This window comes from Devosia sp. (assembly GCF_014860165.1).
Lineage (GTDB): Bacteria > Pseudomonadota > Alphaproteobacteria > Rhizobiales > Devosiaceae > Devosia.
The window spans coordinates 102425-129418 of sequence record NZ_JACZKG010000043.1 but is presented as its reverse complement, the minus strand read 5'-3'; the positions used below and the strand labels follow the sequence as shown (position 1 = coordinate 129418).

General features: G+C 61.9%; 20 protein-coding genes. 12 read left to right on the top strand and 8 right to left on the bottom strand.

What is annotated here, in order from left to right; translation table 11 throughout:
* Positions 1-8: 8 nt before the first annotated feature.
* Positions 9-5426 carry an Ig-like domain-containing protein gene (locus IH615_RS10190; protein WP_291361756.1) on the bottom strand — a complete coding sequence of 1806 codons (5418 nt, stop codon included), beginning with the start codon at positions 5424-5426 and terminating at the stop codon, positions 9-11.
* A 529-nt stretch (positions 5427-5955) separates the two neighbouring features.
* On the opposite strand from IH615_RS10190, the gene IH615_RS10185 reads away from it, so the two are divergent.
* The 3 genes from IH615_RS10185 (at position 5956) to IH615_RS10175 (ending at position 9142) form a co-directional block, all read left to right on the top strand.
* Positions 5956-7803, top strand: a complete 1848-nt coding sequence (locus tag IH615_RS10185; protein ID WP_291361755.1) for a tetratricopeptide repeat protein — start codon at positions 5956-5958, stop codon at positions 7801-7803.
* A gap of 34 nt (positions 7804-7837) precedes the next feature.
* Entirely contained in the window at positions 7838-8803 is a 966-nt protein-coding gene (locus IH615_RS10180) for a glycosyltransferase family A protein (protein ID WP_291361754.1), read from the top strand.
* A gap of 162 nt (positions 8804-8965) precedes the next feature.
* Entirely contained in the window at positions 8966-9142 is a 177-nt protein-coding gene (locus IH615_RS10175) for a hypothetical protein (RefSeq protein WP_291361753.1), read from the top strand.
* Positions 9143-9331: 189 nt separating this feature from the next.
* On the opposite strand, the gene IH615_RS10170 is transcribed toward IH615_RS10175, so the two are convergent.
* Positions 9332-10717 (bottom strand): hypothetical protein, encoded by a 1386-nt coding sequence (locus IH615_RS10170; RefSeq protein WP_291361752.1) that lies wholly within the window; start codon positions 10715-10717, stop codon positions 9332-9334.
* Positions 10718-10790: 73 nt separating this feature from the next.
* On the bottom strand, positions 10791-12935 hold the full coding sequence (locus IH615_RS10165) for a polysaccharide biosynthesis tyrosine autokinase (protein WP_291361751.1): 2145 nt from the start codon (positions 12933-12935) through the stop codon (positions 10791-10793).
* 301 nt (positions 12936-13236) lie between these two features.
* Between IH615_RS10165 and IH615_RS10160 the strand changes: the two genes are divergently transcribed.
* Complete coding sequence (locus tag IH615_RS10160; RefSeq protein ID WP_291361750.1) at positions 13237-14007, top strand: metallophosphoesterase family protein; 771 nt, start codon at positions 13237-13239, stop codon at positions 14005-14007.
* On the opposite strand, the gene IH615_RS10155 is transcribed toward IH615_RS10160, so the two are convergent.
* Positions 13972-15357: an O-antigen ligase family protein gene (locus IH615_RS10155; protein ID WP_291361749.1), complete on the bottom strand. Its 1386-nt coding sequence runs from the start codon at positions 15355-15357 to the stop codon at positions 13972-13974. The genes IH615_RS10160 and IH615_RS10155 overlap by 36 nt on opposite strands.
* Positions 15347-16039 (bottom strand): hypothetical protein, encoded by a 693-nt coding sequence (locus IH615_RS10150; protein WP_291361748.1) that lies wholly within the window; start codon positions 16037-16039, stop codon positions 15347-15349. Before IH615_RS10150 ends, IH615_RS10155 begins: the two co-directional genes overlap by 11 nt.
* 124 nt (positions 16040-16163) lie before the next feature.
* On the opposite strand from IH615_RS10150, the gene IH615_RS10145 reads away from it, so the two are divergent.
* Both IH615_RS10145 and IH615_RS10140 read left to right on the top strand, forming a co-directional pair.
* Positions 16164-16700: a transglutaminase-like cysteine peptidase gene (locus IH615_RS10145; protein WP_291361747.1), complete on the top strand. Its 537-nt coding sequence runs from the start codon at positions 16164-16166 to the stop codon at positions 16698-16700.
* 147 nt (positions 16701-16847) lie between these two features.
* On the top strand, positions 16848-17339 hold the full coding sequence (locus IH615_RS10140; protein WP_291361746.1) for a hypothetical protein: 492 nt from the start codon (positions 16848-16850) through the stop codon (positions 17337-17339).
* Between the two features lie 17 nt (positions 17340-17356).
* On the opposite strand, the gene IH615_RS10135 is transcribed toward IH615_RS10140, so the two are convergent.
* Complete coding sequence (locus tag IH615_RS10135; RefSeq protein ID WP_291361745.1) at positions 17357-17839, bottom strand: hypothetical protein; 483 nt, start codon at positions 17837-17839, stop codon at positions 17357-17359.
* A 247-nt stretch (positions 17840-18086) separates the two neighbouring features.
* Here IH615_RS10135 and IH615_RS10130 point away from each other — a divergent pair, with 247 nt between their 5' ends.
* Positions 18087-20285 carry a LamG-like jellyroll fold domain-containing protein gene (locus IH615_RS10130; RefSeq protein WP_291361744.1) on the top strand — a complete coding sequence of 733 codons (2199 nt, stop codon included), beginning with the start codon at positions 18087-18089 and terminating at the stop codon, positions 20283-20285.
* 35 nt (positions 20286-20320) lie between these two features.
* Positions 20321-21448, top strand: coding sequence for a glycosyltransferase family 4 protein (locus IH615_RS10125; protein WP_291361743.1), 1128 nt, complete (start codon positions 20321-20323; stop codon positions 21446-21448).
* Here IH615_RS10125 and IH615_RS10120 read toward each other — a convergent pair.
* Positions 21412-22578: a glycosyltransferase gene (locus IH615_RS10120; RefSeq protein ID WP_291361742.1), complete on the bottom strand. Its 1167-nt coding sequence runs from the start codon at positions 22576-22578 to the stop codon at positions 21412-21414. The two genes, IH615_RS10125 and IH615_RS10120, sit on opposite strands and share 37 nt — an antisense overlap.
* A gap of 718 nt (positions 22579-23296) precedes the next feature.
* On the opposite strand from IH615_RS10120, the gene IH615_RS10115 reads away from it, so the two are divergent.
* Positions 23297-23434: a hypothetical protein gene (locus tag IH615_RS10115; protein WP_291361741.1), complete on the top strand. Its 138-nt coding sequence runs from the start codon at positions 23297-23299 to the stop codon at positions 23432-23434.
* A gap of 38 nt (positions 23435-23472) precedes the next feature.
* Here IH615_RS10115 and IH615_RS10110 read toward each other — a convergent pair whose 3' ends face one another.
* Positions 23473-24249 carry an NAD kinase gene (locus tag IH615_RS10110; RefSeq protein WP_291361740.1) on the bottom strand — a complete coding sequence of 259 codons (777 nt, stop codon included), beginning with the start codon at positions 24247-24249 and terminating at the stop codon, positions 23473-23475.
* 297 nt (positions 24250-24546) lie between these two features.
* On the opposite strand from IH615_RS10110, the gene IH615_RS10105 reads away from it, so the two are divergent.
* The 3 genes from IH615_RS10105 to IH615_RS10095 all read left to right on the top strand — a co-directional run bounded on the left by IH615_RS10105 (position 24547) and on the right by IH615_RS10095 (position 26882).
* Positions 24547-25086, top strand: a complete 540-nt coding sequence (locus IH615_RS10105; RefSeq protein ID WP_291361739.1) for a transglutaminase-like cysteine peptidase — start codon at positions 24547-24549, stop codon at positions 25084-25086.
* Between the two features lie 322 nt (positions 25087-25408).
* Positions 25409-25750, top strand: coding sequence for a hypothetical protein (locus tag IH615_RS10100; protein ID WP_291361738.1), 342 nt, complete (start codon positions 25409-25411; stop codon positions 25748-25750).
* Between the two features lie 136 nt (positions 25751-25886).
* Positions 25887-26882 carry a sugar transferase gene (locus IH615_RS10095; RefSeq protein WP_291361737.1) on the top strand — a complete coding sequence of 332 codons (996 nt, stop codon included), beginning with the start codon at positions 25887-25889 and terminating at the stop codon, positions 26880-26882.
* The last annotated feature ends 112 nt before the right edge of the window (positions 26883-26994 follow it).

Here is a 26994-nt window from a genome sequence, read left to right as displayed (position 1 = left end):
GCATGCACCTAGACGATCTGGTGGTCGCCACCCAGCATGATGTCGTTGTACCAGACTTCGTTGCGCTGTTCGTTCTTGGCGAGCAAGAGGAAGTAGCCGCCCGTGTGGTCGCCCACGCTATGGGCAGGCGACTGGGGATCTAGGAAGTCGTCGGAACCCGGGCCTTCCATGATCAGGGTGCCGAGATCCTCGGGGTCGAATACCGGATTATCGGTATCGAAGACCTTCATGTAGATCTGGCCCTCAGGGTTGGACGTCGACTCCTGGTAGAAGACGTAGATCTGGTCATTGGTCTCGTCGAGAACCACGGTTGGGCGGCTCGGATTGTGCTCGCCGCCATCGACCACCAGGTAGGGCGCGTCCCAAGCGCCGGGGCGCCCCTTGAGCAGCCAGATGGCGTCGTTGTCGTCCTTGATCAGGGCGTAGATGAACTCGCCGTCGGAGACGGCAGACATGTGATTGTCGATATCGACCTGGTCGCTGGCAACTTCGACGTTCCACGTCCCGCCATAGGTTGTCGTGTCGGAGGCGGTGTCGTGCCAGGCGAAGGACCAGTCGTCGTCCGAGCCCGAGCCGTCACGGCTGTAGAAGATGCCGATCCTGTCGACGCCGTCCTGGGTGAAGTGGATGATGTCGGCCTTGCTGTTGCCGTTGGAACCGCCCAGGCCCTTGGTATTAGCGTCCACCAGCGACGTACCCCAGGTGCTGAGGTCGGCTGATGTGGCGAAAGCCACGTGCAGGCCTTTTTCGCCCTGCGAGGATGCCGCAATCGCCGTGAGGATCGGCACGCCGTTCTGGTCGAGGCCGAGGCTCATCTCGACGTTGTTGCCCCATTCGCTGCCGGCCAGCACACCGCCGTCACCGGCGAGCTGGACATCGATATCGACCTGCCAGGTCTGGGTGGCCTCGTTGAACGTCATCTGCTTGAGATGGGGCTCGGAGCTGCTCGACGAATAGGAGAGCACATAGAGCTTCTGGTTGACCTCGTCCCAGGCCAGCTCAGACCGGCTGCTGTTGGAGAACAGGGCATCGCTCGCAATGCTCCAGCCGCCCTGGGTGTTGGGAGCGGGCGTCGAGCCGTCGTAGCGATGGATGGACCAGTTGGCACCATCCGGCAGGACCGCCCACCAGGTGCCATTGGCGTAGAAGCTCTTGCTGGCATTGCCATGCTCGAGATTGCGCGCCGAGCCCGATGTGAGCCGGGTGGCGATATAGGAATCTTCCAGGCCATCCTGGTTGACGTTGATGATCACGCTCGCAAGGGACACGCCGCCCTGGCCGTCGGAGATGGTGTAGATGAAGCTGTCGGACCCGCTATAGCCGCTGTTGGCGGTATAGGTGATGGTGCCATCGCCGTTGATCAGCACGGTGCCATGCGCCGGACCGGTGGGAATGCCGGTGACGGTGAGCGGGTTGCCATCGGGGTCGCTGTCGTTCTGCAGCACATTGATGACCACGGCATTGCCAGGCTGGACGCTGGCACTGTCATTGGCCGCGACGGGCGCATCCGGCAACGGATTGACCGTCAGGTTGACCGTGGCGGTGCTGGTGCCGCCATTGCCGTCGCTGATGGTGTAGGTGAAGCTGTCCGGGCCGCTGTAGTTGGCGGTCGGCGTATAGCTCACCGTGCCATCCTGATTGAGCACGACGGTACCGTGGGAGGCCGCGCCAAGGCCGGAAACGCTCAGCGGGTTGCCGTCGATATCGGTATCGTTGGCGAGGACGGCGATGCCGATCGTGCTGTCCTCGTCGACCGTGATAGTGTCGTTGACGGCGACCGGATTGTCGTTGATCGGATCGACGGTGATGTTGACCGTGCCGGTGGCGGTGCCGCCCTGGCCGTCGCTCAGCGTGTAGGTGAAGCTGTCGGGGCCGCTGTAATTGGCGACCGGAGTATAGGTCACCGTGCCGTTCTGGTTCAGCACGACCGTGCCGTGGGCCGGAGTACCGAGCCCCGAAACGCTCAGCGTGCCGTTTTCCAGGTCGCTATCATTGGCAAGCACGTTGACGGTGACGGACCCGTCTTCATTGACGGCCGCCGCGTCGGTTGCGGCGACCGGCAGGTCGTTGACCGGGGTGACCGTGATATTGACGGTGCCCGTCGCCGTGCCGCCATTGCCGTCGCTGATGGTGTAGGTGAAGCTGTCGGGGCCGTTGTAGTTGCCGGTCGGCGTGTAGGTGATGGTACCGTTCTGATTGATGCCGACAGTGCCATGGGCTGGAGCCGTGCCGATGCCGGTGACGGTGAGCGTATTGTTGTCGACGTCGGTGTCGTTGCCCAGAACCGAGATGACAGCGGAGCCGTCTTCAGCGACGGAAACCGTGTCCGTGACGGCGACCGGCGGGGTATTTTCCGGGATCACCTGGACGACCGTGAGAGTGACGGTTGCCAAGGCGGTGCCGCCCTGGCCGTCGCTCACCTGGTAAACGAAGCTGTCCGGGCCGAAATAGCCAGCAGTCGGCGTATAGGTGATGGTGCCGTCCTGGTTGACCACCGCGGTGCCGTGCGCCGGGCCGGTCGTGATGCCAGCAACAGCCAGGCTATTGCCTTCGACATCGGTGTCGTTGCCGAGTACGCTGATGACGATAGCCTGGTCCTGGTTGGTGGTGGCGGAGTCGGCGCCGCCGACGGGCGCGTCATTGACCGGGGTTACGGTGATGGTCACCGTGCCGGTCGAGGTGCCGCCATTGCCGTCGCTGATGGTGTAGGTGAAGCTGTCCGGACCGCTGTAATTGGAGGCGGGCGTGTAGGTGATGGTGCCGTTCTGGTTGATCACCACGGTGCCATGGGCCGCGTTGCCGACGGCGCTCACCGACAGCGGATTGCCATCGATGTCGGTGTCGTTGGCGAGCACATTGATGATGGTCGCGACATCCTCGGTGACGGTCACCGTGTCGCCGGTTGCGACAGGGTTATCGTTGACCGGTGTCACGGTGACCTCGGCGGTGGCGGTGGCGGTGCCGCCATTGCCGTCGCTGATGGTGTAGGTAAAGCTGTCCGGGCCACTGTAGTTGGCGGTCGGCGTATAGGTCACCGTGCCATTCGGGTTGAGCACCACGGTGCCGTGGGCTGCGGTGCCGACGCTTGTCACTGTCAAGGCGTTGCCGTCGGCATCGGTGTCGTTGGCCAGCACCGAGATGACCACCGAACTGTCTTCGGCGACGGTCGAGGTGTCGGCTGTGGCGACCGGAGGCGTGTTGGCGGCGGCGGGGATCCGGTAATTGATGGTGAGTTGCGGGGCGTTGCCGCCCTCGGACGAGGTGAAGTCCCAGCCATTGCTGCCGCGCGAGACGAAGACCCAGCCAAAATTGGTCTGGCCAGACAGCCAGGCGAGGATGCTGGAGGTCACGTCGAACACCGTATTACCGGTGGAGCCGGCGCTGACAGTGGCGTCGGAGAGCGTGCGCGCCTCGACATTGTTGGTCTGGACGCCGGTGACGAGGCTGTTCCAGGTGCTGCCCTCGGTCCAGCCGGTCAGCATGCGATGCAGGGTCGCGCCGTCACCGGTATTGGTGGTGTTCAGCGTGAGGGTGGCGGACAGGATTTCGGCGCCGGCAGGAACCTGGGATGCCAGGTCGCCGAAGATGTCATTGAACTGCAGCAGAACCTGGACGTTCGCGTTCGTGCCCCGGTCGACGCCGATCGTCGTCGCGTCGCCGTAAGACGTGTTGGCCGCGCTCTGGACAAGTTGCGTGTCGATCGTGCCGGTATATCCGGCGGTGCCCTGCTTGAAGACGGCCTGCTTTTCCACCCAGGCGCCGGGCGGGGCGGTTACCGTGATGCCGACGGTGGACGTGGCCGTGCCGCCCTGGCCGTCGTTGATCGAATAGGTAAAGCTATCGGGTCCGGCATAGCCAGTGGCCGCCGTGTAGGTGACGGTGCCGTCCTGATTGAGCACGACGGTGCCATGCGCTGCTGCACCGACGCCGGTGACGGCCAGCGGATTGGCCTCGGCGTCCGTATCGTTGGACAGCACGTTGATGGTCACGGCATTGCCGGCCTGCACCGTGCCGCTATCGGCGTTGGCGACCGGATTGTCGTTCACCGGATTGACGGTGAGGCTCACTGTCGAGTTCGCTGTGCCGCCCTGGCCGTCGCTGATGGAATAGCTGAAGCTGTCGGCACCGCTGTAGTTGGCGGTGGGCGTGTAGGTGACGGTGCCGTCCTGGTTGATGACGACGGTGCCATGCGCTGGTTGCCCGACGCCGGAGACCGTCAGCGGCTGGCCTTCCGCATCGGTATCATTGCCCAGGACATTGATGACGGTGGCGACATCCTCGTTGAGGGAAACGGCGTCGGAATTCGCAACGGGGGCGGAATTGACTGGAAATACCGTGACGGTGCCGGTGCCGGTGGCGGTGCCACCATTGCCGTCGCTCAAGGTGTACTGGAAGCTGTCCGGGCCGACATAGCCCGATGTCGGCGTGTAGGTGACGGTGCCGTCCTGGTTGAGCGAGACGGTGCCATGCTCGGGCGTACCGAGAGCGGAGACCGAGAGCGCGGCACCGTCGATGTCGGTGTCGTTGGACAGGACGTTGACAACCACCGAGCTGCCGGCGTTGACCTGGGCAGCGTCGGCATTGGCGACCGGCGCATCGTTGACCGCCGAAACGGTGACATTGACGGTCGCGCTGGCGATGCCGCCATTGCCGTCGCTGATGGTGTAGTTGAAGCTGTCCGAGCCGCTATAGTTCGCGGTAGGCGTATAGGTGATGGTGCCGTTCTGGTTGACGACGACCGTGCCATGGGCCGCGGCGCCGGCACCGGTGACACTGAGGGCATGGCCATCGGCATCGCTGTCATTGGTCAGCACGCTGATCACGGTGGAACCGTCCTCGGCGACGACGGCGACGTCGTTGACGGCGACAGGCAGGGTGTTGGCCGGACCATCGGGAACGCTGTAGGTGATCGACAGCTGGGGCGGCGTGGAGCCCTGCGCCGACTGGAAGTCCCAGCCATTGCTGCCCTGAGACACGAACACCCAGCCGTTGTTGGCGGCGCCAGCCGCCCAGGCCAGCACGCTGGAGGTGACGTTATAGGCCGAGGCGCCCAGGCTGGTGCTGCCAGTCGCCAGGTCAGCGACGCTGCGGGCCTCGACATTGTTGGCCTGAACGCCGTTGCCCAGGCTGCTCCAGGTGCTGGTATCTGACCATGAACCGAGCATGCGGTAGAGCGAAGCACCGTTGCCCGTATTGGTCGTCTGCAGGGTCAGCGTGGCAGAGACGATGGTCGCCCCGGGCGGAATCTGGCTGAGGATGTCGTCGAAGCGTAGCAGAACCTGCTGGTTCTCGCCGGTACCCCTGTCAACGCCGATTACACTGGTCGATGCGTAGGACTGCGTGGGCGAAGACTCCGACAGCTGCGTGTCGACGGTCCCGGTGTAGCCGTTCACGCCTTGGCGAAACGTAACCACATGCTCTGCCATAGTCTTCATTCCCCATGAAGAATAAATCTGCAGGATCGGTCCGCAACTACCACTCTGCCGAATATCTGTTTTGTTCTGCTCCGCAAATCTCCCCAGGGCGTGGGCAGCTAAAGGCGCTGCGGCACTGGATTTTTGGAGCCAAGGCCCGCTTGTTATCGGATCGGCCACATTCCCGTCCACGACAAAATTTACGAATTGGTTACCATGTTGTCCAGCGCAACAATTTGCGGGCTGACAAGAAAAATGGCGCCGTCTCTTTTGGGGGACACTTGGCCTGCAAATACTGGGCTGAGCCGATCACGATCCCGCGAATTAATGTTACCAACACAAAACAGTCGGGCAGGTTGACTTGCCAGTCCTGGTCTGTGGACAATGCGCGTAAGGTGGCGAATGCGGCGTAGGCAGGGGACCAAGGATGCATTTTACCTTTTCTCGCGTGATTGTTGCGTTGGCAGTTGGCGTAACCCTGAGTGCTGCAGGGGCGCAGGCTCAGGATGCTGTGGCTCCTCCGGCGGCACCTGCCCCCGCAATGGTCGAGATCACTTCGGTCGAGGCGCTGTTCGAAGAGGTTCGCGAGGACCTGAGGGTCGCGGCCGAGGCCGGAGACTCCGCAGCCTCGCTCGCCATGGCGCGTTCGCTGTTCAGTGATCCCGATCCGGCAAAGCAGGCGGAAGGCATCGACTATCTTGTGCGCGCCGCCGAAGCCGGAGCGCGCGATGCCATCGAGCAATTGGGGGAGCTCTACGCCGAGGGCGGCTATGGGCTCGCACCAGATCCCGCCAAGGCGCGCGAAACCTATGAACGGGCCGTCAAGGCCGGCTCGCTCGGAGCGCTGGCGTCGCTGGGGCAACTGCTGCTCAATACCGATTTCTCCCCTGAGGGACAGAAGCGCGGCCTCGAAATGCTCGAGAAGGCCGCCGAGGCCGGACAGGTGTCGGCGGCGAACCGCCTTGCCGAAATCTATCTTGGCGGCCTCGGTGTCGATCCGGATGTCGAGAAGGCCCTGCATTACTATGGGGTCGGCCTGATCAACGAAAGCGAGGGCGCGATCGTGGGGCTCGGCGACGCCCTTCGGACAGGGACAAGACAACTGGCGGCAAACCCGAAGGTGGCCATGGACCTGTTCCAGCGTGCCGCCGACAAGGGTCAGGCGGGCGCCACGCGCCGTATTGCCAGCATGTATCTCAACGGTGAGGCGGTCGCGCAGGACGTTGTTCGTGCCGAGCAGATGCTGACCGAGCTGGCTGAGGCAGGGGACGCCCAGTCCTTTGTCGAACTGGGCGACCTCTATCGGGACGGCATCTTTGTCGCCACGGATGTTCCCAAGGCTGTCGGTTTTTATGAGAGGGCCTCGGCACTCAATTTCAACGCAGGTACCACTCGGCTGGCGGGTCTCTACCTTGCCGGCGCCGAAGGCGTGCCGATCAACGTGAAACGAAGCCTGGAATACTACAACGAGGCGGTGGAGGGCGGCAGCACCGGCGCCATGCGGTCCCTGGCCGACCTCTATCTCGAGGGCAGAATTCTCAGCCCGGATCCGCAACAGGCCATCGATCTGCTCGAGCGCGCCGCCACATTCGGCGACAGTGCATCTGCGGAGCGCCTGGCGACCATCTATGCGCAGAACGACCCCTTTCCTGCCGATTACGACAAGGTCAAATCATATCTGGATCTGGCACTCGCCATGGGTAACACCAGGGCTGTCATCAACGTTGCCACGGCAATCGCCGAGGGGCCGCTGGCCCGCAGCCAGCGGGACGCTTCGTTTGAACTGCTGAGCAGTGCGGTTTCAAGCGGCGTGCCGGGCGCAGCCGCGCGTCTCGCACGTTTGCAGCTCGATGGTCTGTTTCCGGCTCAAGGACTTAGCGGCGTCATGACGATGTTGAATGACTCCGCCACAAAAGGAGACCAGGCATCGGCGCGCTTCCTGCTGCAGCTTTATCGTGACGGCTACGGTCTGTTGCTGCAACCGGACCTCACAGCCGCGGAGACCTTCCTGGCAACGATCGAACCGGTTCTTGGCCCAGAGGGAGCGGCCATCGAACGGATCAGCCTGGCTGTGCAACGAGGCGATGACATAGAGACGCTGCAGGCCATCAGCGACCAGTTCGAGAAACTGTCCAGGGCCAGCGTGGCCGATAGCCTGAACGACCTTCGCCGGCAAAGCGCACGCGCCTATGTCTATGTGCTGCAGAAGCGCTTGCAGGCGCTCGGCCTTTATGATGGAACGCTGAACGGTACGCTGGACAGCGTGACGATCCGGGCATTCCAGGCGGCATGCCGGGAGGCCAATGCGGTGCAGGCCTGCGCACCGGGCCCGCTGACTGCGGGAACCGCAAGAGCACTCGCCGACTTCATCTGGAGCGCGCACAGCTGACCGGATCCAATTGAATATGAATCGGAAACTGGTCATGCCTGACTATTCGGTCGTCATTCCGCTCTACAACAAGGGCCCGCATATCGAGCGGGCCCTCCGCTCGGTGCAGGCCCAGACAGTGCAGCCGCGGGAGATCATCGTCGTTGATGATGGCTCGACCGACGGCGGATATGAATGGCTGGAAGGGCTTGACCTGCCCAACCTGATCCTGGAGCGGCGCGGCCTGCCAGGTCCTGGAGGCTATGCGGCGCGCAATCGGGGCATCGAGCTGGCGTCATCAGAGTGGATCGCCTTCCTCGACGCCGACGATGAGTGGCAGCCCGGTCATCTCGAAAGCGTGACGCGCGCGCTGGAGGCGATCGAGCGGCCCGACGGGGTGGTGAGCCTGTTCTCGGGCTACGAGGATGTCTATGCCGACGGGCGGCGCAGCGTTGATCCCTTCACCCGGAAAAACGGTGGGCCCATCTGCGAGATGGATTTCTCGACCCTGCTCGGCCATTGGGTCAGGCTCAACGCGTCCCCGATGTGGACCTCGGCGACCGTCTGCCGACGCACCACGCTGGTAGAGTCCGGCCGTTTCCCGGAAGGTCGATGCCGCAGGGGAGGGGACAAGGATACCTGGCTACGCGTCGCCCATATGGGGACCACGGTCTATACCGGGGCAATCACCGCACGCTACTTCCGCGACTCGATCAACATGACGACGAAAATGGCCTATGCCAACGTCGTCCCTTGCATCGTGCAGAGCACCAAGGACCTGTCAGCCCGGGAAACCGGTGACGTCGCCAAGCGCATCAGAGCCCTGCAGAATCTCGAAATTCGCAATTATGCCCTGGTCAGCGCGCGGACCGGCGGACTCGAAAGGTCCACCTGGGCCGATTTCGACACGGAGCTCGACCCATCCGGTGGCCGTTTGCTGAGCTTTCTTTCGACACCCCTGGGCGCGCTGGCGGCAAGGCTTGGCTTCACCCTGAAACGCATCGTCAAGCGGTACGTCTGAGGCTTTCGCTCGTCAGGCTGACGTGCGCCGACTCGCGCATCGTCACAAAATTGCGGCCAAATGGGCTTATTTCCGTGGATGATTCGTTTCGTCAGCGTTCCCTCCGTTGTCATGGTCGCACCATGACGTAGGATGGAACTTCCATCGCGGAGATCAGGCAGAATGCATTTCCAATTGGCGGCGGAGGGCATCCTCGCCTGGCTTGGCCGGCTCATAATCGATCGGACCACTACGCCCCATGAACAGCCGCGCGGGCCGCTAATCGCCATGCTTGCACTGGGTTGCTGGCTGGTCATTGCCATGGCCATCTGGGGCATTGTCGGCATGCTGCGCGGATAGCAGGCAACCGGGACCAGGTGCCGCGGCGCCTAGCGAAAAAGCCCCAGGGCCACACATGTCATGGCAAATATCACAGCCCAACAGGCCGACGCGAGCAGGACAATGATCCAAGCGCGTGGCAATGCGGCTACGAGTTTTATTCGCCGAGTGTACATCCCGGTAAATTAGCCGGTTATCCCTAATGGATGGTTAATGCCTCCGGATCGGGCGGCGCGCCAGCGCGGTCGCGCGCCTCCTGCCCGGCCCCGGGACGCCGAAGTTGACAGGCATGACGAACCGACGGGGCACGCGATCCACCAGGTGGTAGTAGACCGTATAGCCGCAGATCACCGCGTAGAGCATCACGCCTTCGATGGTGAAGGTCGGCATCGTGCCAAGGCACAGCAGCCCGTAGCTGACATGCATGCCCATCAGCTGCCAGCGCTTGTCGCGCCGCGCGGTCACGGCCAGCCAGAAGAAGTGAAGGGTGAGGTAGATGTAGACGGCAGTGCCGAAGAACCCGATCTCGTAGACATACGACACATAGACATTGTGAGCGTAGAGCGAGAACGACTTCTGCCAGCCGTCGGGACCAAATCCGAACATCAGGTGGGAGATATCCGAGCGGACTGTGGTGAAGATGTAGTCGCTCCAGATCATGATCCGCCCCGAAAGCAGGCTGCGGTCCTCGGATCCGAATTCGGTGGGCGGCTTGATCAGTCCACCCGGGGATGACAGGACGACACTGAGGTCGGCCATGCGCTGGGACAGCAGGGTGGTGAGGAAAATGCCGATCACGAAGGCAGCCAGGAGCGCGCCCGTGCGCACGTAGCTCGCCATATCCGCTCGAACAGTGGAGGCGCTGCCAAAGATCAGGTGCATGGCCAGAATGGGCAGGGAAGCCAAAACGGCGGTGCGGTAATTGGCGAAGATCAGGGCGGTGAAGATGATGGCCAGCAGGAGTGTGCGCCGGCGCCAGGTGAGGCCCGCCACAAGCGCCGCAATCACCATGGCGGTGAGGAGCACGACCGAGAACACGCCCTCGTGCACGTAGCCGCCGATATAGCTGACCGAACCGTCCGATTCCGAAGCCTTGCCCAGGCGCAGAACAATGGACATGACCTGGTAGGCCATGGGCACGATGAATGCCAGCAGCATGGCACGACTGACACTGCCGTCATTCGGCTCGCCATCGACAGCGGTCACGACCATGATCATGAGGCCGAGGAACAGGAACTGCCGGATCAGGGCGTTGACCGTGCCCATCACCTCGCCATTCCATAAGCCACTGATCAGCAATGCAAACATGAATGCGAAAACGGGCAGGAACAGCCGAAAGCGGATGAGGTCCTTGCGGCCATAGGCGACCACGACCGCGGTGATGAACAGTGTCAGGAAGGAATTGAGGCTCTGTCCTGCGAAGATCGACCTGGTGGTATAGTCGTGGAAAAACGTCACCAGGTAGCGAGCCGAGAATAGCAGGAAGAGCACGAGCGCGAGCCCGCGCAGCCTTGGAATTGCAACGCTGGCCAGAGCCACCCAGAGCCCCGCGCCAAGCGCCAGCAGAGGGAGCGGTAGCCCAGGTGAGCCTTCCATCAGCGGGCCTCATGCTCCCGGCAGACCGGATAGCCGCGTTTACGAGCCGTCTGGCGGTGGTGAATGGCGGGCATCACTGGATGTAGTATCCGCCAAAGCGACGCTTGTTGCTCGACTTGGACTGCTGCTCGGCGTTCAGCACGCAAATGATCTCTGCGCCATCCTGCTTGGCCTCGTTCAACTCGCGCAGTGCCGCCCGCACTTCCTGCTGGGACGTGGTGGCGTAGCGCACCACGTTGACGATCAGGTCGACATATTGTGCAAGGTAAAGCGCATCCACCAACGCGCCCACGGGAGGCGTGTCGATGATGACGACATCGTGGTTGCGCGCCGCGATGTTGAGCAGTCGCGAGAACCGTTCACCCGAAACCACCTGGCCACTCGGCGTGCCGGACGGGTTGCCGCCGATGATAACGGAAGCGTTCGTGCCGGTGTCGGTGATGGTGATCGAGGACAGGTCATCGGTGTCCTTGGTGCGGCGCAGATAGTTCTGCAAAGCATCGGACGGGGCCATGCCGAGTTCGTGGTGCACATTGGGTCGACGCAGATCGGCATCGATCAGAATGGTAGACTTGCCCGATTGTGCAAAGGCCCGCGCGAGCGAAATGGCGATGGTGGTCTTGCCTTCGCCGGCATTGGCTGACGTCACGAGGATCACCGATGCCGTTGTATCCAGATCGCCACCCCTGATCCGGCGGAGCGCCTGGTCGATCGTCACCATGATGCGGCGGATCGCTTCGGCAAAGGCGGAGTAGGGCTGAGCAATGATCAGATCGGTGGGGCTATCAACGGACTTGCCGTCGGCATCCTTGCCGAGGCGCTTCTGATGGGGAACCGTGGTAACCACCGTCGAGCGCGAAATGGATTCGAGTTGATCGGGGCTGACGATGCCGCCGATGAAGTGCTCGCGGAAGAAGGCGAGACCGATGCCGAGCAACAGAGCGAAGAGCCCGGACACCGCGAGAAGGAAACGCGTATTCGGGAAATCCGGAAATGACGGCGGGGTGGCGCTCGACACGATGCGGCTATCGGCGAGCTGCAGATATGCCTGGGCCTCGATGTCGCGCAGCCGGGCCAGCATCTGCTGATATTGGGTGCGCGAAATATCGGCACTCTGCTGCAGTTCATACATGGTGGCCAGCACTTCGGGGGGCAGGTTGCTGGTCAGGATGTTGGAGCGGAGCTGGAGCTGCAGATCGGCCTCGCGGGCGCGGTCGTTGGCCACATCCTGGCGCAACTGCTCCATCTCGGCGGTTGCCTGGATGCGGAAGTCCTCATTGGCCTGAAGCAATTCCGCGCGCAGCGCATCGGCATTTTCCGAGCCATCGACCATGTTGGCGAGTTGCTCGTCTATTTCGTCGAGGCGATTGCGAATGTCCCGCAGCGACTGGGTACCCAGCGCATTGGCGACCTGAAGCCAGTTGTTCTGGGCGAGGCCGGTTTCGACGAGGTCAAGCTGTGCGCTCATGCGCTCGCGGCTCTTGACGGCCTCCTGCAGCTCAAGGCGCATGGCCTCCAGATCGGTCCGGCCGGAGGCCTCGGCTATGCTGGCGGCGCTGTCGATGATGAAATCGTTGAATGCCTGTTCCGACTGGACCAGGGCGGTGCGCGTTTCGGCGACGCGATCCTGCATGATATCACGGCCGGCCAGGACGCTGCTGACCTTGGACTCCAGCTGGGCCCGGATATACATCTCGGCCATGGTGTTGGCCAGCTGCGCTGCCTTGTCAGGCGAACTCGCATTGGCCGAAATGGTGATGAGATAGGTCAGCCCCTGCCGCTCGATGGCAATTGCATTGCGCAGCTTGCTGAGCGCCGACTTCTGGCGATCTTCGGCGGTGAATTCCTCGGGCGGAGCCAGACGAAGCAACTGCATGATCTGCTCGCGCAGACCGATGGTTGGCGCGAAATCGGGGTCATCCACCAGCCGGGCCTCGCGCAGCACCATCTGCAAGGTGCTCTCGGCCTTGGCGATAGAGACCTCGCTTTCCACGCGCGCGTTCTCAGATGATGAACTCGATGAAGACGAACCCGGATTGAGCAAGTCCTTGTCGGTTGGATCCACCAAGACAAGTGTTGTTGCCTGGTACATTGGCTTGAGCGAGAGGATGACGACGGACGATATTCCGACGACAACCACTACAGTCACTACAATGACCCAAATCTGCCGCCTGAGCGTGCCGATAACGCTGCCTAGGCTAAACTCTTGATCTTCCATGCGCCACCGGGGACAGACACTAAATTAAGGTGCTCGGGCAGAATAAGGCCGTGCACCTGCTTGCGGCACCTTATACTTGGCCCCGAGAAAATTGCTACAAGTCGTACGATTACAATTGCGTATCGTCAGGGATAGTTAACCCGTCGCGAGGGCAACGACAGCGCGGCTGCGGGGTGCGACAGCGATGCATCTTTGCCACGGTTGTCGGGATTGCGCTGTGGATGGTTGGCGCGAGCTTGACAGGACGCGCCCGGAGTCGCTCCCTCCGCCGTCGTTAAGAATTGGTTAACAGGGGCGAGCATTGCTTGCGGCGCTAAGAACCAGAATGTGGCCTGGGCGGCCGGACGAGCCGGTACGTGCCCGGCTGCGCCGGCAGCGCTGGCCCGATGTGGTTTACGCCATCGGCGACGTCCATGGTTGCCTGGACCAGTTGCGCGCAGTCGAAGCGCGTATCGTGGAGGACGCCCGCTCCTATGAGGGCGGGAAGCTCATCGTGATGCTGGGCGACTATATCGACCGCGGCCCCGATTCAGCCGGCGTGCTCGACCACCTTATTAGTCCGCCGCCGCCGGGCTTCGAACGCATTTGCCTCGCGGGGAACCATGAGACCATCATGGCTGACTTTCTCGAGCAGCCTCGCGATCTGGCAGGGTGGATATCCCTGGGCGGGGATGTCACACTGACGTCCTACGGCCTGGTGCCAAGCCGTCTGGCCAATCTGGGTGAAGCAAGGCGCCGCGCGATGCTTTCGGCGCACGTCCCACGCCAGCATGTCGAGTTCCTGAACGCACTACCCACAGCGCTTCAGTTCCCCGGCGTGACGTTCGTCCATGCCGGCCTCCGGCCGGGGGTGGACCTGGATGACCAGAGCGAGCACGACTTGCTGTGGATGCGTCCCGACCAGGGCGACGATAGAAACAGGGAAGGTCACATGGTCATCCATGGGCACACTCCGGGGTCCGAGCCGGTACTGCTTCCTACCCGGATATGTCTCGACACTGCGGTCTGTGCGACCGGCAGGCTGACGGCATTGCGGCTATCGCGAACCGGTATCCGGATCATCCAGAGCTGATCGGCTTGTTGCCAGATACAGCGCTTGGGCAAGGCCACAGGCCAGCAATGCCACAAACCATAGCGTGACCGCCTGGATTTCGAGACTGAAGTCCACCAGCGAGTGAGACGCGCCAACAGCCAGAACACCCAGCGCTACCGTTACCGGAAGGCGTTCCCTGGCGGAGCCACCGGGCGCGCGCGCCAACATCCAGCCAATGGTCAAGAGCATCAGCGGGATGAGAAGGCCGGCAACCAGCCCGAGTTCGGACAGCAGAGTGAGATAGCTGTTGTGCGCCTTGTCCCACACCCGATCGACGCCCAGGGGCGGCTGATGCACCTGCTGGAAGGCAAGCTGGAAGCTGCCTCCGCCAAAACCGGTAAAGGGCCGGATACCGATCAGTTCGACAACCTGCCGGTAGAGATCAAGCCGTTCCGCCCAGGATTGATCGGTATAGAACAGACGCTCCAACAGGCCGCCACCGTTGAGCACAACAACAAAGCCCACCAGCGCCACTACGCCAGTGGCGACGATAACGGCCGAGACCCGGGCAATACGGACTGATGGAATGGAACGGGCGGCCACTACCAGCATGCCAACCAGCGCGGCGGCAACCCCCATGCGCGACTGAGTGGCCACAATGGTTCCGGCCAATGCCGCAAAGGCGAAGGCGGCGAGCGAGACATGCAGCCAAGGCCGGTCGAGGTCGTATGGATCGCGCTCGGACAGCGCATGCTGCAGGTCTGCAAGCAGCTTGGCAAAGGCAAGCACACAGCCGAAGGCGAGGAATGTGGCAAAGGAATTGCGATTGATGAAGGTGCCGGTGGCTGATCCCAGATAGGCAACCTTGTCGTAGCCGAGCAGGGTATCGCCGCTACGCAGCATGGCCAGCGCCAGGATCGCATGGGCCGTCAGCACAGCAAGGGCCATGTTCAGCAGATGATGAGCGCGCTCCGGGTTGAGCGAAACCTGAAGCACGATGAAGAAGAAGACGCCGTAGGTCAGCGTCCGCAGCAGCATCAGCAGCGTTGCTCCAGGTGCGTCCGACAGAAAGGGCTGCCCGGGCAGTGGCAGGACCTGGACCAGCAGATAGACGCAGAGAGCGCCGAAGGCCCATGGCAGCAAACCGATGTCGCGCATCCTGACGCGCAGGCCCTCGCCGCTGGCAAGCCAGGCGATGCCGAAGACCAGCCCCAGAATGGACACCAGACCGGCATTGACGGCCCAGAACAGGGGGCGGTTGCTGCCCAGGGGTAGCGGAACCAAGCTGAGGAAGATCAGCACCAACCAGCCGAGCACGGTATTGGATAGTGGCTGGAACCCCCGCGCGCGCCGCCTTGTCGCGCTACCCCGGCTACTTCTAGCGGCCATGCGTACGCTCCTTCTCGACCCGCAGACGGTCCACGATATTGAGGAAGCGGCGAGCGTCAGGTTCGCTTGCCGTCGTCAGGAGCAGGTCAATTCGCTCGCGCAGCTGAGGAAATGCCAGATATCTCGACGCCAGAAAGCGGCGTCCACGGTCGTTGGTCAGCTGGATGGCGAGGTCCGCCAAGTGGCGATCCACCAGGTCAGCATCCAGCTCGGCGAAGTTATCTTCGACCAGGTCCACCCGCAGTTCGGCGATCCACTGCTCGAATGGGCCGGTGGCATAGGACTGGGCCAGCCATTGGTTCAACTTTTCGGGCTCGCCGGTAAAGCTGGCGACCAGCGCACCGGTATACCATGCCGCCGAAAAACCGGGCGCGGCGGCAACGATAGCGTCGCTGCCATCGCCGCAGGCGTCCAGTATCTGCTCGCGAACGGCCGTTGGCTGGGCGCGGCCGGCAAGCGAGGTCATGGCTACGCGGCAGTGAAAGAGGAAGTCTGTTTGCGACTGTATCGAAAGTCCGGGTGCCACAATTCCCGCGGCCATCGCCCGAACCGTCGCGCGCTCGCTGAGCCGCTCGGTCGCGAACGGGCCTACTTCGACCATGGTTATGTAGGCAGCCGACAGCAGCAGAGCTGCAGATGTAGCGGCCAGTATTGCTGCCGAACGAGAATGGCTCGAGGACATGTTCAAACTCCCCGGCCAAGTGAACATCGCACGGTGCCGGCAAGCAATAGCCAGCTGCGTTTATGATTATCTTAACACACGTTCACCATCCTAACCTCGTTACACCCGAGTCGGAGTGGATTGGATGTTGTCTGGTCAGGCACTGCACAAAGGTTCCGCCGTTGTTGCGCTGATGTTTCTCTGCCTGACCGCCGCGACGCCATCAGCGGCGCGCGAAAGCCGTCCGCCGCTGGGGTTGCAGCTCTACTGCCTGCAGCACAAGGGTGCCTGCAGCAATGCGGCGGCCACAAGTATCCTTGCCTCTGCCGAGTTGGTGAGCCTGCTGAAGTCGGTTAATCGGCGCGTCAACTCCGCCATTCAGCCACGCTCCGACGGTGGCGCTGACAGCTGGAGCGCCAATGCGTCGGCCGGCGATTGCGAAGACTACGTCATGGCCAAGCGGCAGCATCTCATTGCCAAAGGCGTTCCGGCTGGGGCACTGCACATCGCCTATACCACAACCCGGTCGGGCGAGGGTCATGCCATCCTCGTGGTCCAGACCGATGCCGGGCGGCTGGTGCTGGATAATCTGGTCAGCGAGGTCAAGTCACTCGATGCGAGCGGCTATCGCGTACAGCGCATGTCCAGCGGTGGGCTGCTGCAATGGGTGTCCCAGAACTAGTCTGCCCCCCCAATCGGCTGAAGTCTTTTGGCGCGCTCACAAGTGCGGGGTCTTGTTAATCACATTCATTAACACTTTGTTCATCTGTATTGACTCTGGAACCGCTCGGGCGCTAGCTCATAAAGCGGCGCGTGAGGAGAGTACCAGATGTTCAAACTGTTTACGGTGACGGCGCTCGCCGCGCTGACAGGGATGTCGATCCCGGCCTATTCCCAACAATTCCAGACCGAAGCTGCTGTCGTCGAAACCTGCACGGCGGTTGCTCTCGCCGAGCTTGAGGACGAGGACGCCAGCCTGCTGCGCGGCCAGTGCATTGCCGCAACCCAGGCCTATATCCTGGATGTGAGCAATCGCGGCCTGAGCGACCAGGAGTTCGATCAGAACCTGGCAAACCTGGTGGTGGTGCTGGCCAATATCCTGTTCAGGCCTGACTGTATCATCGAAAGCGAAGTGGCCCAGGCCATCGCGCTGGCGAATGCCTCGGCCAGGGACCCTGAGCAGCAGGCCCAGATCCGGCTGATCTACGAGACGGTCAATGCATGTGACTTCGTCATCACAGCCGCCATCTTCACGCCGAACGATGATGGTCTGGACGGCGATTCAGGGACCCCGTCGCTGCCATTTGCAAGCAGGAACTGACGGCTGCTGTGCAGCGCCTATGAAAGTGGGCGCTGTCGCCGCCCCAGCCTGAGGCCGCTGCGGATTTCGCTCAAGCTGAACTGACGCATGGTTTTTACGATTGTCGCGGCGCGGGCCACATTGAAGCGGTCCATGTAGCTGCCGTAGCTCTTGTAGTGAGGGACATTGGTATAGTGGCCCGAACGCAGGTATTCGAGGAGTTCGCCCGCGAATTCCGAGCATAGGAGCTCGTTCTCGAGGTCGCCCGACTGGACCAGCTCCCTTTCCCATGCCTGCAATTCATCGATGGTGCGGGCGAGTGCGTCGGCGATCTGCTGTTGTGCGGCAATCTTGCGATAGCCCTGGCCCACCAGAATGCGAACCTGGCGAACTGACTCCAGGCGCCAATTGACGCCGCCGCGCTGGGTGCCAAGCGTGCCGAGTGCAGGCGGCTCCGAAGGTACGGGTAGCTTCGGAGCAGGTTTCGGTTTGGGCTTAATGTCGACGGTTGGCTTGGCCAATTGGATACACTCAAACAAGGGCAGCATGCGGCAATACCAGCGGCCGCCACCGCAGGTGTGCCGTAGCCATATATGCGGGGAAGGCCGATAGCAAGGAAAACCGATGCGCCAGACCCCGAGATAACAACCCTGTGTCTCCGTTAACCAGTAACTCCGCCATCGTTGCGCTATTGCCGGCTGCTCCATAGAGTAGCGCGCCAGCGTCAGACGATGATTTCTATTGATATTCGCCTTTGGGACTTCAACTATGTATCGACGCCGTGAATTCATTGCTGGCTCGCTCAGCCTCATGACTGTGCCAGTGCTGGCGCAGGACGTTCCGCCCGCCGAGGAAGAGGCGCCGCAGCCGGCATGGCTCACGGCCGACATTGCTCCGGGCGCCACGGTTTATGTTGCTCCCGACGGCAAGGGCGATGGTCTGAGCTGGGCCAGCGCGGCGCCGCTCGAGGCCGTTGGCGCGCTGATCGATCGCATCACCCCGGGCGGGCAGGTCTGCCTGCTGGCCGACCAGCCTTTCCAGGTCGAGACGACGATCGAGATTACCGCGGCGGGCCAGGCAGAAGCGCCGGTCAGGATTGTTGGCATGCGGGAGGATGGCGCGGCCGGCCAGGCGCAGTTCGTCGGCACCCGGACGGTCTGGGCCGGTGCCAAGACATCCGAAGACGCCGTGGACGCTTCGGCCTTTGGCGGCAACACCCTGTTCAAGCTTAGTAAGGGCGCTGGCTATCTGCACTTTGCAGGTCTGCATGTATCGCATTTCGCCATCGTGCTGGATCTGTCGGGAAGCGACGCCAAAGGGATCGTGGTTGAGGATGTCGAGTTCTTCAACATCCGCGATGGCATCTATACCGATGACGCTGCCAGCGTCTCCGACCTCACGCTTCGGCGGTTCAGCGGTCGCGGATTTTCCAAGAAGGCGGTGCGGTTTCATGGCACCTGCACCAACTGGCTCATCCAGGATTGTGATCTCGACAGCGGCTGGCAATATGGGGACAATTTCGCCGTCGGCATCGAGGCGCATGACAGCGCCCATGGCCTGCATATCGTGGGCGGCAGAACCATCAACTGCATGGACACCCAGGGGGATGATCCGGAGCAGTACTGGAATGGCGACGGGGTCGCGAGCGAACGCGACAACCATGATATCCTGATCGAGGATCACGTCAGCGCCGGCCATACCGACAGCGGTTACGACCTGAAATCCGAGCAGACCGAGCTGCGCAATTGTGTTTCGGAGGACAACAAGCGGAACTATCGCCTCTGGGGAGGGATCGGCACCGAGCCAATGGTCCTGGTGGGCTGTTCAAGCCTGGCGCCGCGCAAGCGTGGTGGCAGCGGCGGCGCCCACCATATCTGGGTCAGCGGTGGCGACAGCGACGAAGACGTCGGCGGCAGCGTTGTGTTCATCGACGGCACCATTGACGGCGAGGAGCCGGAGGAGGCCATTCATGTCGAAGGTGGGAATGCCGCAGTGCATCTGGTGGACACTTCTCTTGGTCAGATCGACCGTGATCGGCTGTTTGTCGCGACCAAGAAAAGCTCGGTCCTGATCGAAGGCTCGGCCAGCGATGCCGGGGTGACCGCCATCCTGACCGACAGCGAGATCAAGCCGATATCCGGGGCTACCACGTCGCTGCCTCTGGAAGCGGACGCGGTCGCCAGTTGGCGCATAGCCGAAAAGGATGGAATAGACGCCTGGCTCGACGGAAGTACGCTGGTTCTGACCGCTGGTGCCGTATCGGAGCGCGGGCAGATCATCGTGCAGGCGCGGGACAGCGCCGGGCGGGCAACGCCATTTGTCATTACGACTGAAAGCGTCGAGAACCCAGTGGCGGCGGGGGCTGTCCTGTCCCTGGCGATCGCCGCCGATGGGTCTCTCACCGATGCCACCGGCATGCACGCGATCGAGGCCAGCGACGAAAGCGAGGTCGTGGACGGCGCCTTCCATTTCCGCGGCAAGGGGAGCTATTTCACTGTCGACGCCTCGGACAACTTTGCCCTGGATGGCCCGTTCTGGATCGAGACCACGTTCAAGATTGAAGATCGCGATTTTGCGCTCCCGGCAGACGTGCTCACTGTGTGGAAGACATCGGGTGACAAACGCGCGTTTCGCATCGGGCTAACGGAGGATCGGTCCGTCGCCTTCTTCTGGTCCACGGACGGCGACACACAGGAGCAATCCGTGCTGGTCGGACCGGTACTGAAGGCGGGCGTGTTCTATACCATACTGGTTGATCGCGGGCCGAGCGGCATCATCCGCCTCTATGTCGATGGGGTAATGGCCGCCAAGACCGCCGAGCCGGTCGGCGCCTTCTACGCAAGCAGCGCGCCCTTGAGAGTTGCGGGGCGGCCGGACGGCAAGCAGGCGGCGTCGGGATTCATGAAGTCGCTGACCATCGTCAAAGGTAGTGCCCGCTGCGACAGCGACGATGGCTGTGCAACCTGATATGACCCATTCGATCAGCCTTCCCCCGGTGACAGATGACTATTGATGTAATGATGATCGGCCTCAGATCGGTCGGCGGCGGGCAGGGCGGGGTCGAGCGGCATGTCGCTTCCCTGGCAGCTGAATATGAGGGGCTCGGGCTGCGCACCTGCGTGGTGGTGCGAACGCCCTATGTGCGCAACGACCCGTCCAGGCTGGGCGACAACACCTGGACCCGGGCGATCTGGTCGCCCCAAAACGCCGTGCTCGAAGCGCCGTTTCACAGCTTCCTCGCCACGGTCTATGCCGGGTTCATGCGGCCTCGTATCCTGCATATTCACGCGGTCGGACCCAGTATCGTCGTGCCACTGGCACGCCTGTTGGGGTTGCGCGTCGTCTGTACGCACCACGGCGAGGACTATGCGCGGGAGAAGTGGGGCAGGGTGGCCAGGTTTGTCCTGCGCACCGGTGAACAGTTCCAGGCCCGCCTCGCCCATGGCCGTATCTGCGTCTCGCGGAGCCTGTCCAGCCGTCTCAGCGACAAGTATGGCGTGGCATTCGACTATATCCCGAATGCAGTCAGTCCCATGCAGGCGGAGATGCCTTACCCCGCTCTTGCACAGTTTGGCCTCGAGCCGGGCAAGTACATCGTCAATGTCGGGCGGTTGGTGCCTGAAAAGCGGCAGAACGACCTGATCGCCGCATTCGCGCGCCTGGACCGGCCGGGATATAAGCTGGTGCTGGTCGGGGCGGCCGATCACGAGAGCGAGTATTCCGCGGAGGTGAAGCGTCTGGCGGCGGCCACGCCCGGTGTGGTGATGACCGGCTTTCAGCAGGGCGCGGCATTAGGGCAACTGATCGGGGCGTCGGCAGTATTCGCGCTTCCGTCCAGTCACGAGGGCATGCCCATCGCTGCCCTCGAAGCCATGGGCCTCGGGCGACCGGTGGTCGTCAGCGACATAGCACCCAATCTGGACCTGGCGCTTCCCGAGGAGTGCTACCATGTTGTCGGGTCGGTCGAGAGCCTTGCGGATCGGCTCAGGGATGTTCTGGATGCCCATGCCGGGCAAACGCCGCCCTATCTGGACTGGTCGTCGCATCTGGCGGCGTTCACCTGGTCGACGGTGGCCCGCCAGACTATGGAAATCTATGATCGGGTGGCGCCGCGCAAGACGTCCCAATAGGCTGCGATCGTTGCCTCCAGGCCATAGCGGGCCGCTCCGGCGATGGCGCGTTCAGATCGTTGTTGGCGTTGCCCAGGCTCAAGGGCTGTCGCCAAGGCCCGGGCCATGGCCTCGACATCATTGGTAGGAACGAGCAGGCCATACTTGCACTCGGTCGGCTCGGTAATCGTGAAATAGGGGCGATCGTCCAGGATTTCGGCAGGGCCGGAGTGACAGTTGGTGGAAACCACCGGCGTGCCGATGATCATGGCTTCGATCAGGCCATTGGGGAAGCCTTCGCCGTTCGACGGCAGCACGTAGCAGTCGGCCGCGGCGATGGTGGCAAAGGGATTTGCCTGAAATCCCTGCAACTGGACGCGGTCGCTGAGCCCTGCGCGATCGATCTGGGCCTGAAGCTCTTCGCGCAATGGTCCCTCGCCGAGGATCAGCAACGTGCCCAGGCCATCCTGGCGGGCGAACGCATCGATCAGCATGCCGAAGTTCTTGTTGGGAACCAGCCTCCCCATTGCCACCACGAGGGGACGCGGAAATGAAATGGCCTCGCCGGACTCCGCTGCCCTGGCCCGCACCTCGGCGACATCGATGGGGTTGGGAATGACGACAATCCGGTCCGCAGGCACGCGATAGTTGTCGATGAGATCCCGGGCAATGCCGTCCGACACGGCGATCACCGCGTCGGCGCGGGGATAGAACAGGCGTGTCAGCGCCCGTGCCACAAACCCGGCGAGGTCATGGGTATGATGACTGGTGGTGTGGACCCTTTCGCTGACGACACACCGGGTCTTGCCCGCATTGCGTGTTGCAATCGCCAGTATGTTCGCGCGGGTAAGGAAGCTGAGGACGTAATCGGGCTGCAACTGCCCCATGAGGCGGCGCAGTGCGAAATAGCCCTGCAAAAGGGATCCGCCGGTATCCAGCCGGTGCAGGATGACCCAGTCCGGGACGCTGTAGGCCTCCGGATCCCGATCTAGAAGCACCAAGTGTAACTCATTGTTTTCACGTGGAGAATGCGTCGCCAGACGAGCCATGATGCGCTCAGCGCCGCCTCCGGCAAGAGAATTAATGATGAATACTGCTTTGCGCATTGATCCGTTCTGTCTCTTGCCGAAAAAAAGCCTGATTTGACTCACGAGTTGTCGAAAACCATTTTGGCCGACGTCTTTTATGCTTTCCTGACATGACCTTAGCGTGAAATTGCTAAAAAACCTTGCGGCCATATCACTGGCGCATTTGTGCCTTTGTCTGTCACGGTAATGTCAAGTGCAGGCGGTAGTACGCAGCGTGAGTTGCGTTAGGAGAGCGGGAAAAGGCATATGACAGTCACTGAGTCAATGAATCCACGCATAGCCGGGGCAGCCAACAGACAACCTGCGACGATGCAGGCAGGCATGTTTCGCGGCTATGTGATTATCACACTGGCCCTGATCTGCTGGGCCGGCGTAATCGCAGCCGTTGCAGTTGGGCTGACGCTCTTCTCGAACTGATATCGTCTTGCAAGCCGGTCGTCTGTCCCGGTAGAGACTGGGCGAGACACCGACAGCAGGCGCACCCGTGACCGTCCGATCATAGGCTGATGCCTGGCTTCAGACCGGTCGAAGCCGTTCGGCCCAGCCGTAGTGTAGTAGCGAAGGCGAGAGCCCTTGCGCCGGATCATTGGCGACCTTTCATCCTCACTCCTCCGGGAATTTCGGCGCTGGTAAAGCCTCGTGGTATCGCGCGTGGCAGCTTGTCTGTTGAATGTCGTCATCCATGGGAAACAACTCAGTTCGGCAGACGTTCCCCTCAGTGGTTGTGGTCACTCGACGGGTGACATAGCCTAGCTGGAGTTCGCTTGCAGAGGAGGCCCATATGAAGGCGCTTGTTCCCAAGACCAGCCCAGTAACGCGGGTTCCCCGCGGGTGGATCATGCTCGGCGTGATGGTTTCGAGCTGGGCGGTTGTCGCGGTGGGCTGGAAGCTCGCCCGCCACGCGCTTCGCCGTTCCTAACGCTGCCAGCGATCGGCCGGGACGTTGACCACGAAGGCCTAGTAGCGAAACTGCTCGTTCAGAACGCGTTCCTCGAGGCTGGTGCCGGGGTCGAAGAGGAGCGTGACGCCACGGGTGGGGTCCTGCTGAATGGTGACCTGCTCGATTCTCTGAAACTCGACGCTGTCGGCCACCGCACTCAAGGGGCGCTTTGCCGCTTCGCGGGTGATGAACCTGACCACGCTCTGGTTAGAGAGGATCGCACCGCGCCACCGGCGAGGGCGGAATGGCGAAATTGGAGTCAGCGCAAGCAGGGGCGATTCAATTGGCAGGATCGGGCCATGTGCAGAAAGATTGTAGGCTGTTGAGCCAACCGGGGTCGACAGCAGGACGCCATCGCAGATGAGCTCATCGAGCCTGATTTCACCATCCACCATGATCTGTATCTTGGCGGCCTGATAGGTCGAGCGGAACAGGGAGACCTCATTGAAGGCCAGGGCCTTGTGGGTGGTTCCCGAGACATCGATGGCCGTCATGGACAGGGGCCGGATGACGGTCCGTTGCGCGGCGGCCAGGCGCTCCATCAGGCCCGCCTCGAGAAACGGATTCATCATGAAACCGACTGACCCGAAATTCATGCCATAGACGGGCTTTCCCAACGGCATGACGCGGTGAAGCGTCTGCAGCATCAGTCCGTCGCCGCCCAGCGCAACGACAATGTCCGCGGCGTGAAGAGGGTGGTCGCCATAGAGCTGTCTGAGCCGCTCGGCTGCGGCATCGGCCTCGGGCGTATCGTTCGTCACGACGCAAATACGATCGGCGACAAGGCTTGCCACGGTCTTCTCCCTGGAAGTCAAAGCCTCCTAGCATGGTCGATCCAACCCTGCCAGCGCACGATCCGCAGGTTCACGGCAATTGAATCAATTGGACTCAAGCTTGAGACGAATTGCTTCGCCCATCACAAGGCCCCCGTATCCTGCGCGGCCTATCAGCAGATCCAGCAGGGGCGACTGTCTCGGCAAATTGAATAAAATTGTACCGAATTTTCGAGTTCGGCAGCAATTTGCTGCGCGCATCGTGACGTCATCACTCATCAGGGATGACCTCAAATGAACTCCAAACTCAAGGCAGTCTTGGCCACCGCCTCATTGGTGGCGAGCATGACGTCGGTTGGCGGTGCCATGGCCAACACGAACCGCACGGTCGGCTCGTTGGTCGATCAGGTGCAGGTCGCAGCGATCACTCCGCTGTCGATGCAGTTCTTCTGCGCCAAGAACAGAAGCGAATGCGCTTCGAGCGGCCAGGGCCAGGTGACGATGTCGCCAAATCTGATGGCGGTGCTCAAGCAGGTCAACAGCCACGTCAATCGCACCATTCGCCCGGAGCGCGACACGGCGGATGTGTGGGAACTCAATCCGACAAGCGGCGACTGCGAAGACTATGTGCTGTCCAAGCGCAGCGCGCTGATCCGCCAGGGCGTGTCTGCTGGCGCGTTGCGGGTCGCTTACACTCATACGCGCAGCGGTGAGCCGCATGCCGTGCTGGTTGTCCGTACGAGCGACGGCGACTATGTGCTCGACAACCTCAACAACAGCATCAAGACCCTGCGGGCATCCGGATACAACATCCGCACCATTTCCTCGCCGAACCCAACGCAATGGACGGCCGGATAGGTTGGCAAACCCTCGGCCGATAGCTCAACCCTGAAGCAAGAGCCCCGTCCATCTGGTCGGGGCTTCTGCATAAATTTGCTTGGGAGCTACTCCGCAAATGCATGGTTAATCCCCGGGGATCGGGATTTCGAATCCGCGGCAAATGATCGCAAAGGCCCCAGAAAATGTGGACTTTTGCCGCGCCTGCACAGCTGCGCGATTGACTGGCCGGAGCAACTAATCCGTTGTTTACGCTCTGACTTTGGTGAACCAAACCTAAACATCGGATTGACCATTACAAGCATCGCGAGTAGAAATGCCGCACCTTGAGTGGGGGATCTAGATGCGTAAGCTGATCGCGACTGTCTTGCTGGCAAGTGCCCTCGGCGCTTCTGTTGTTTCCGCACCCAATGCAGCACCTGTGCCGGGCTTTGAAAGTCTATACACGGCGGTGTTCACTGCGTGCACGCCACCGGCTGGTACCGCCGGAGCTTGCGAAGCGGCCATCAACGCCTATTCGGCCGCCCTGGTCGCCGCTGGAGTTGAACCGGCAGTCGCGCTGGCGTCCTTCACCGAACTCCGTTCCGAAGTTTTGGCTGCCGGCGGTGTCGCCGAAATCGACGCGTTGTTCGAAGCGCTGCTTCCCGAGTCAGGCGCCATCGGCCCGGTCGTCAGCCCGGTCTGAGGGAGCCACCTATCGATAATGATGACGAAGGTCCGGCTATGCCGGACTTTTTTTTGCACAGTATTTAAGCAGTGTCGGCACGCAAGTTGTCACAAAACTGAAGTATTCCTCAAACAATCCGTGACGCGAGTTGCGCTTGGCGCAAAAGAACCATGTGCTGCGCGCGTGGCTGTCCTCCTACTTCACTAGGCAGTCCTCGCTTTACGGTCAGATCAAGTACGGTCTCGCGGGGCCTAGAAGTAACCAGTCCCAAAATTGCCGGGCGTTGGGGCGTGACATAGTTGAATTGCTGTGGCATCGTTTACCAAGGGTTAACAAGCGCTTATGGCTTGGGGGCGTCATGGAACAAAATTCGGCGACGACCATCGAAGATTTTGGTGTCACCTATCTCGGCGCTGTCACTTCGCCGCTCGGCACCGGCACGGAAGCGCGCTACCCGGGTGCGGTAACCAGGACGAGCGAAAGCGGCCTCGCCCTCACCCTGGTGCACAAGCTGCCCGTCATGCCCGCTGCCAGCGTGGCCCGCTCGATCAACCTGGCTCTCAAGCGAGTGCTCGATATCGTCCTCAGTGGGAGCGCATTGCTCGCCATGTCGCTGGTGCTGATTGCCACGGCCATCGCCGTGAAGGTGACCAGTCGTGGACCGACCCTGTTCGTGCAGATGCGTCCCGGCCTGAACGGCGTCATGTTTCCGATGCTGAAGTTTCGCACCATGTATGCCGATCTTGGCGATGCCAGCGGCGTGAAGCAAACCGTGGCGAACGACCCTCGCATCACCAGCATTGGCGCGTTCCTGCGGCGCACCAGCCTTGATGAACTGCCGCAACTGATCAATGTCCTGCTTGGCCACATGTCCCTGGTCGGACCACGTCCGCACCCGGCCAACATGCTCGCGGCGGGCATGGATTATCGAGATCTCGTGCCCTATTACGAGATGCGATATGCGATGAAGCCGGGGCTTTCGGGCTGGGCGCAAGCAAATGGGCTTCGGGGGCCGACCGACGAGGCCGGCAAGGCCCGGGCCCGGATCGCTCATGACATGGCCTATGTCCAGAATTTCAGCGTCCTGCTGGATATCAAGATCATCTTCCGCACGATCATACGCGAATTCGTCGCTGGCACGGGGTCCTGAGGGGCTGCGCTTGTCGGCAATCGTCGGCCATGCCGACCACAAGCAGGGATACCGATTTGTTCGGTGCGACCGCCAGATCCGCGCCGTACCGACTCCACTTCAACCTGCGGCT

What these genes read in the sequence shown, in the direction of transcription:
- IH615_RS10190 (WP_291361756.1), bottom strand. Translation starts at nt 5,426, where the DNA reads ATGGCAGAGCATGTGGTTACGTTTCGCCAAGGCGTGAACGGCTACACC.
- IH615_RS10185 (WP_291361755.1), top strand. Translation starts at nt 5,956, where the DNA reads ATGGTCGAGATCACTTCGGTCGAGGCGCTGTTCGAAGAGGTTCGCGAG.
- IH615_RS10180 (WP_291361754.1), top strand. Translation starts at nt 7,838, where the DNA reads ATGCCTGACTATTCGGTCGTCATTCCGCTCTACAACAAGGGCCCGCAT.
- IH615_RS10175 (WP_291361753.1), top strand. Translation starts at nt 8,966, where the DNA reads ATGCATTTCCAATTGGCGGCGGAGGGCATCCTCGCCTGGCTTGGCCGG.
- IH615_RS10170 (WP_291361752.1), bottom strand. Translation starts at nt 10,717, where the DNA reads ATGGAAGGCTCACCTGGGCTACCGCTCCCTCTGCTGGCGCTTGGCGCG.
- IH615_RS10165 (WP_291361751.1), bottom strand. Translation starts at nt 12,935, where the DNA reads ATGGAAGATCAAGAGTTTAGCCTAGGCAGCGTTATCGGCACGCTCAGG.
- IH615_RS10155 (WP_291361749.1), bottom strand. Translation starts at nt 15,357, where the DNA reads ATGGCCGCTAGAAGTAGCCGGGGTAGCGCGACAAGGCGGCGCGCGCGG.
- IH615_RS10150 (WP_291361748.1), bottom strand. Translation starts at nt 16,039, where the DNA reads ATGTCCTCGAGCCATTCTCGTTCGGCAGCAATACTGGCCGCTACATCT.
- IH615_RS10145 (WP_291361747.1), top strand. Translation starts at nt 16,164, where the DNA reads ATGTTGTCTGGTCAGGCACTGCACAAAGGTTCCGCCGTTGTTGCGCTG.
- IH615_RS10140 (WP_291361746.1), top strand. Translation starts at nt 16,848, where the DNA reads ATGTTCAAACTGTTTACGGTGACGGCGCTCGCCGCGCTGACAGGGATG.
- IH615_RS10130 (WP_291361744.1), top strand. Translation starts at nt 18,087, where the DNA reads ATGTATCGACGCCGTGAATTCATTGCTGGCTCGCTCAGCCTCATGACT.
- IH615_RS10125 (WP_291361743.1), top strand. Translation starts at nt 20,321, where the DNA reads ATGACTATTGATGTAATGATGATCGGCCTCAGATCGGTCGGCGGCGGG.
- IH615_RS10115 (WP_291361741.1), top strand. Translation starts at nt 23,297, where the DNA reads ATGAAGGCGCTTGTTCCCAAGACCAGCCCAGTAACGCGGGTTCCCCGC.
- IH615_RS10100 (WP_291361738.1), top strand. Translation starts at nt 25,409, where the DNA reads ATGCGTAAGCTGATCGCGACTGTCTTGCTGGCAAGTGCCCTCGGCGCT.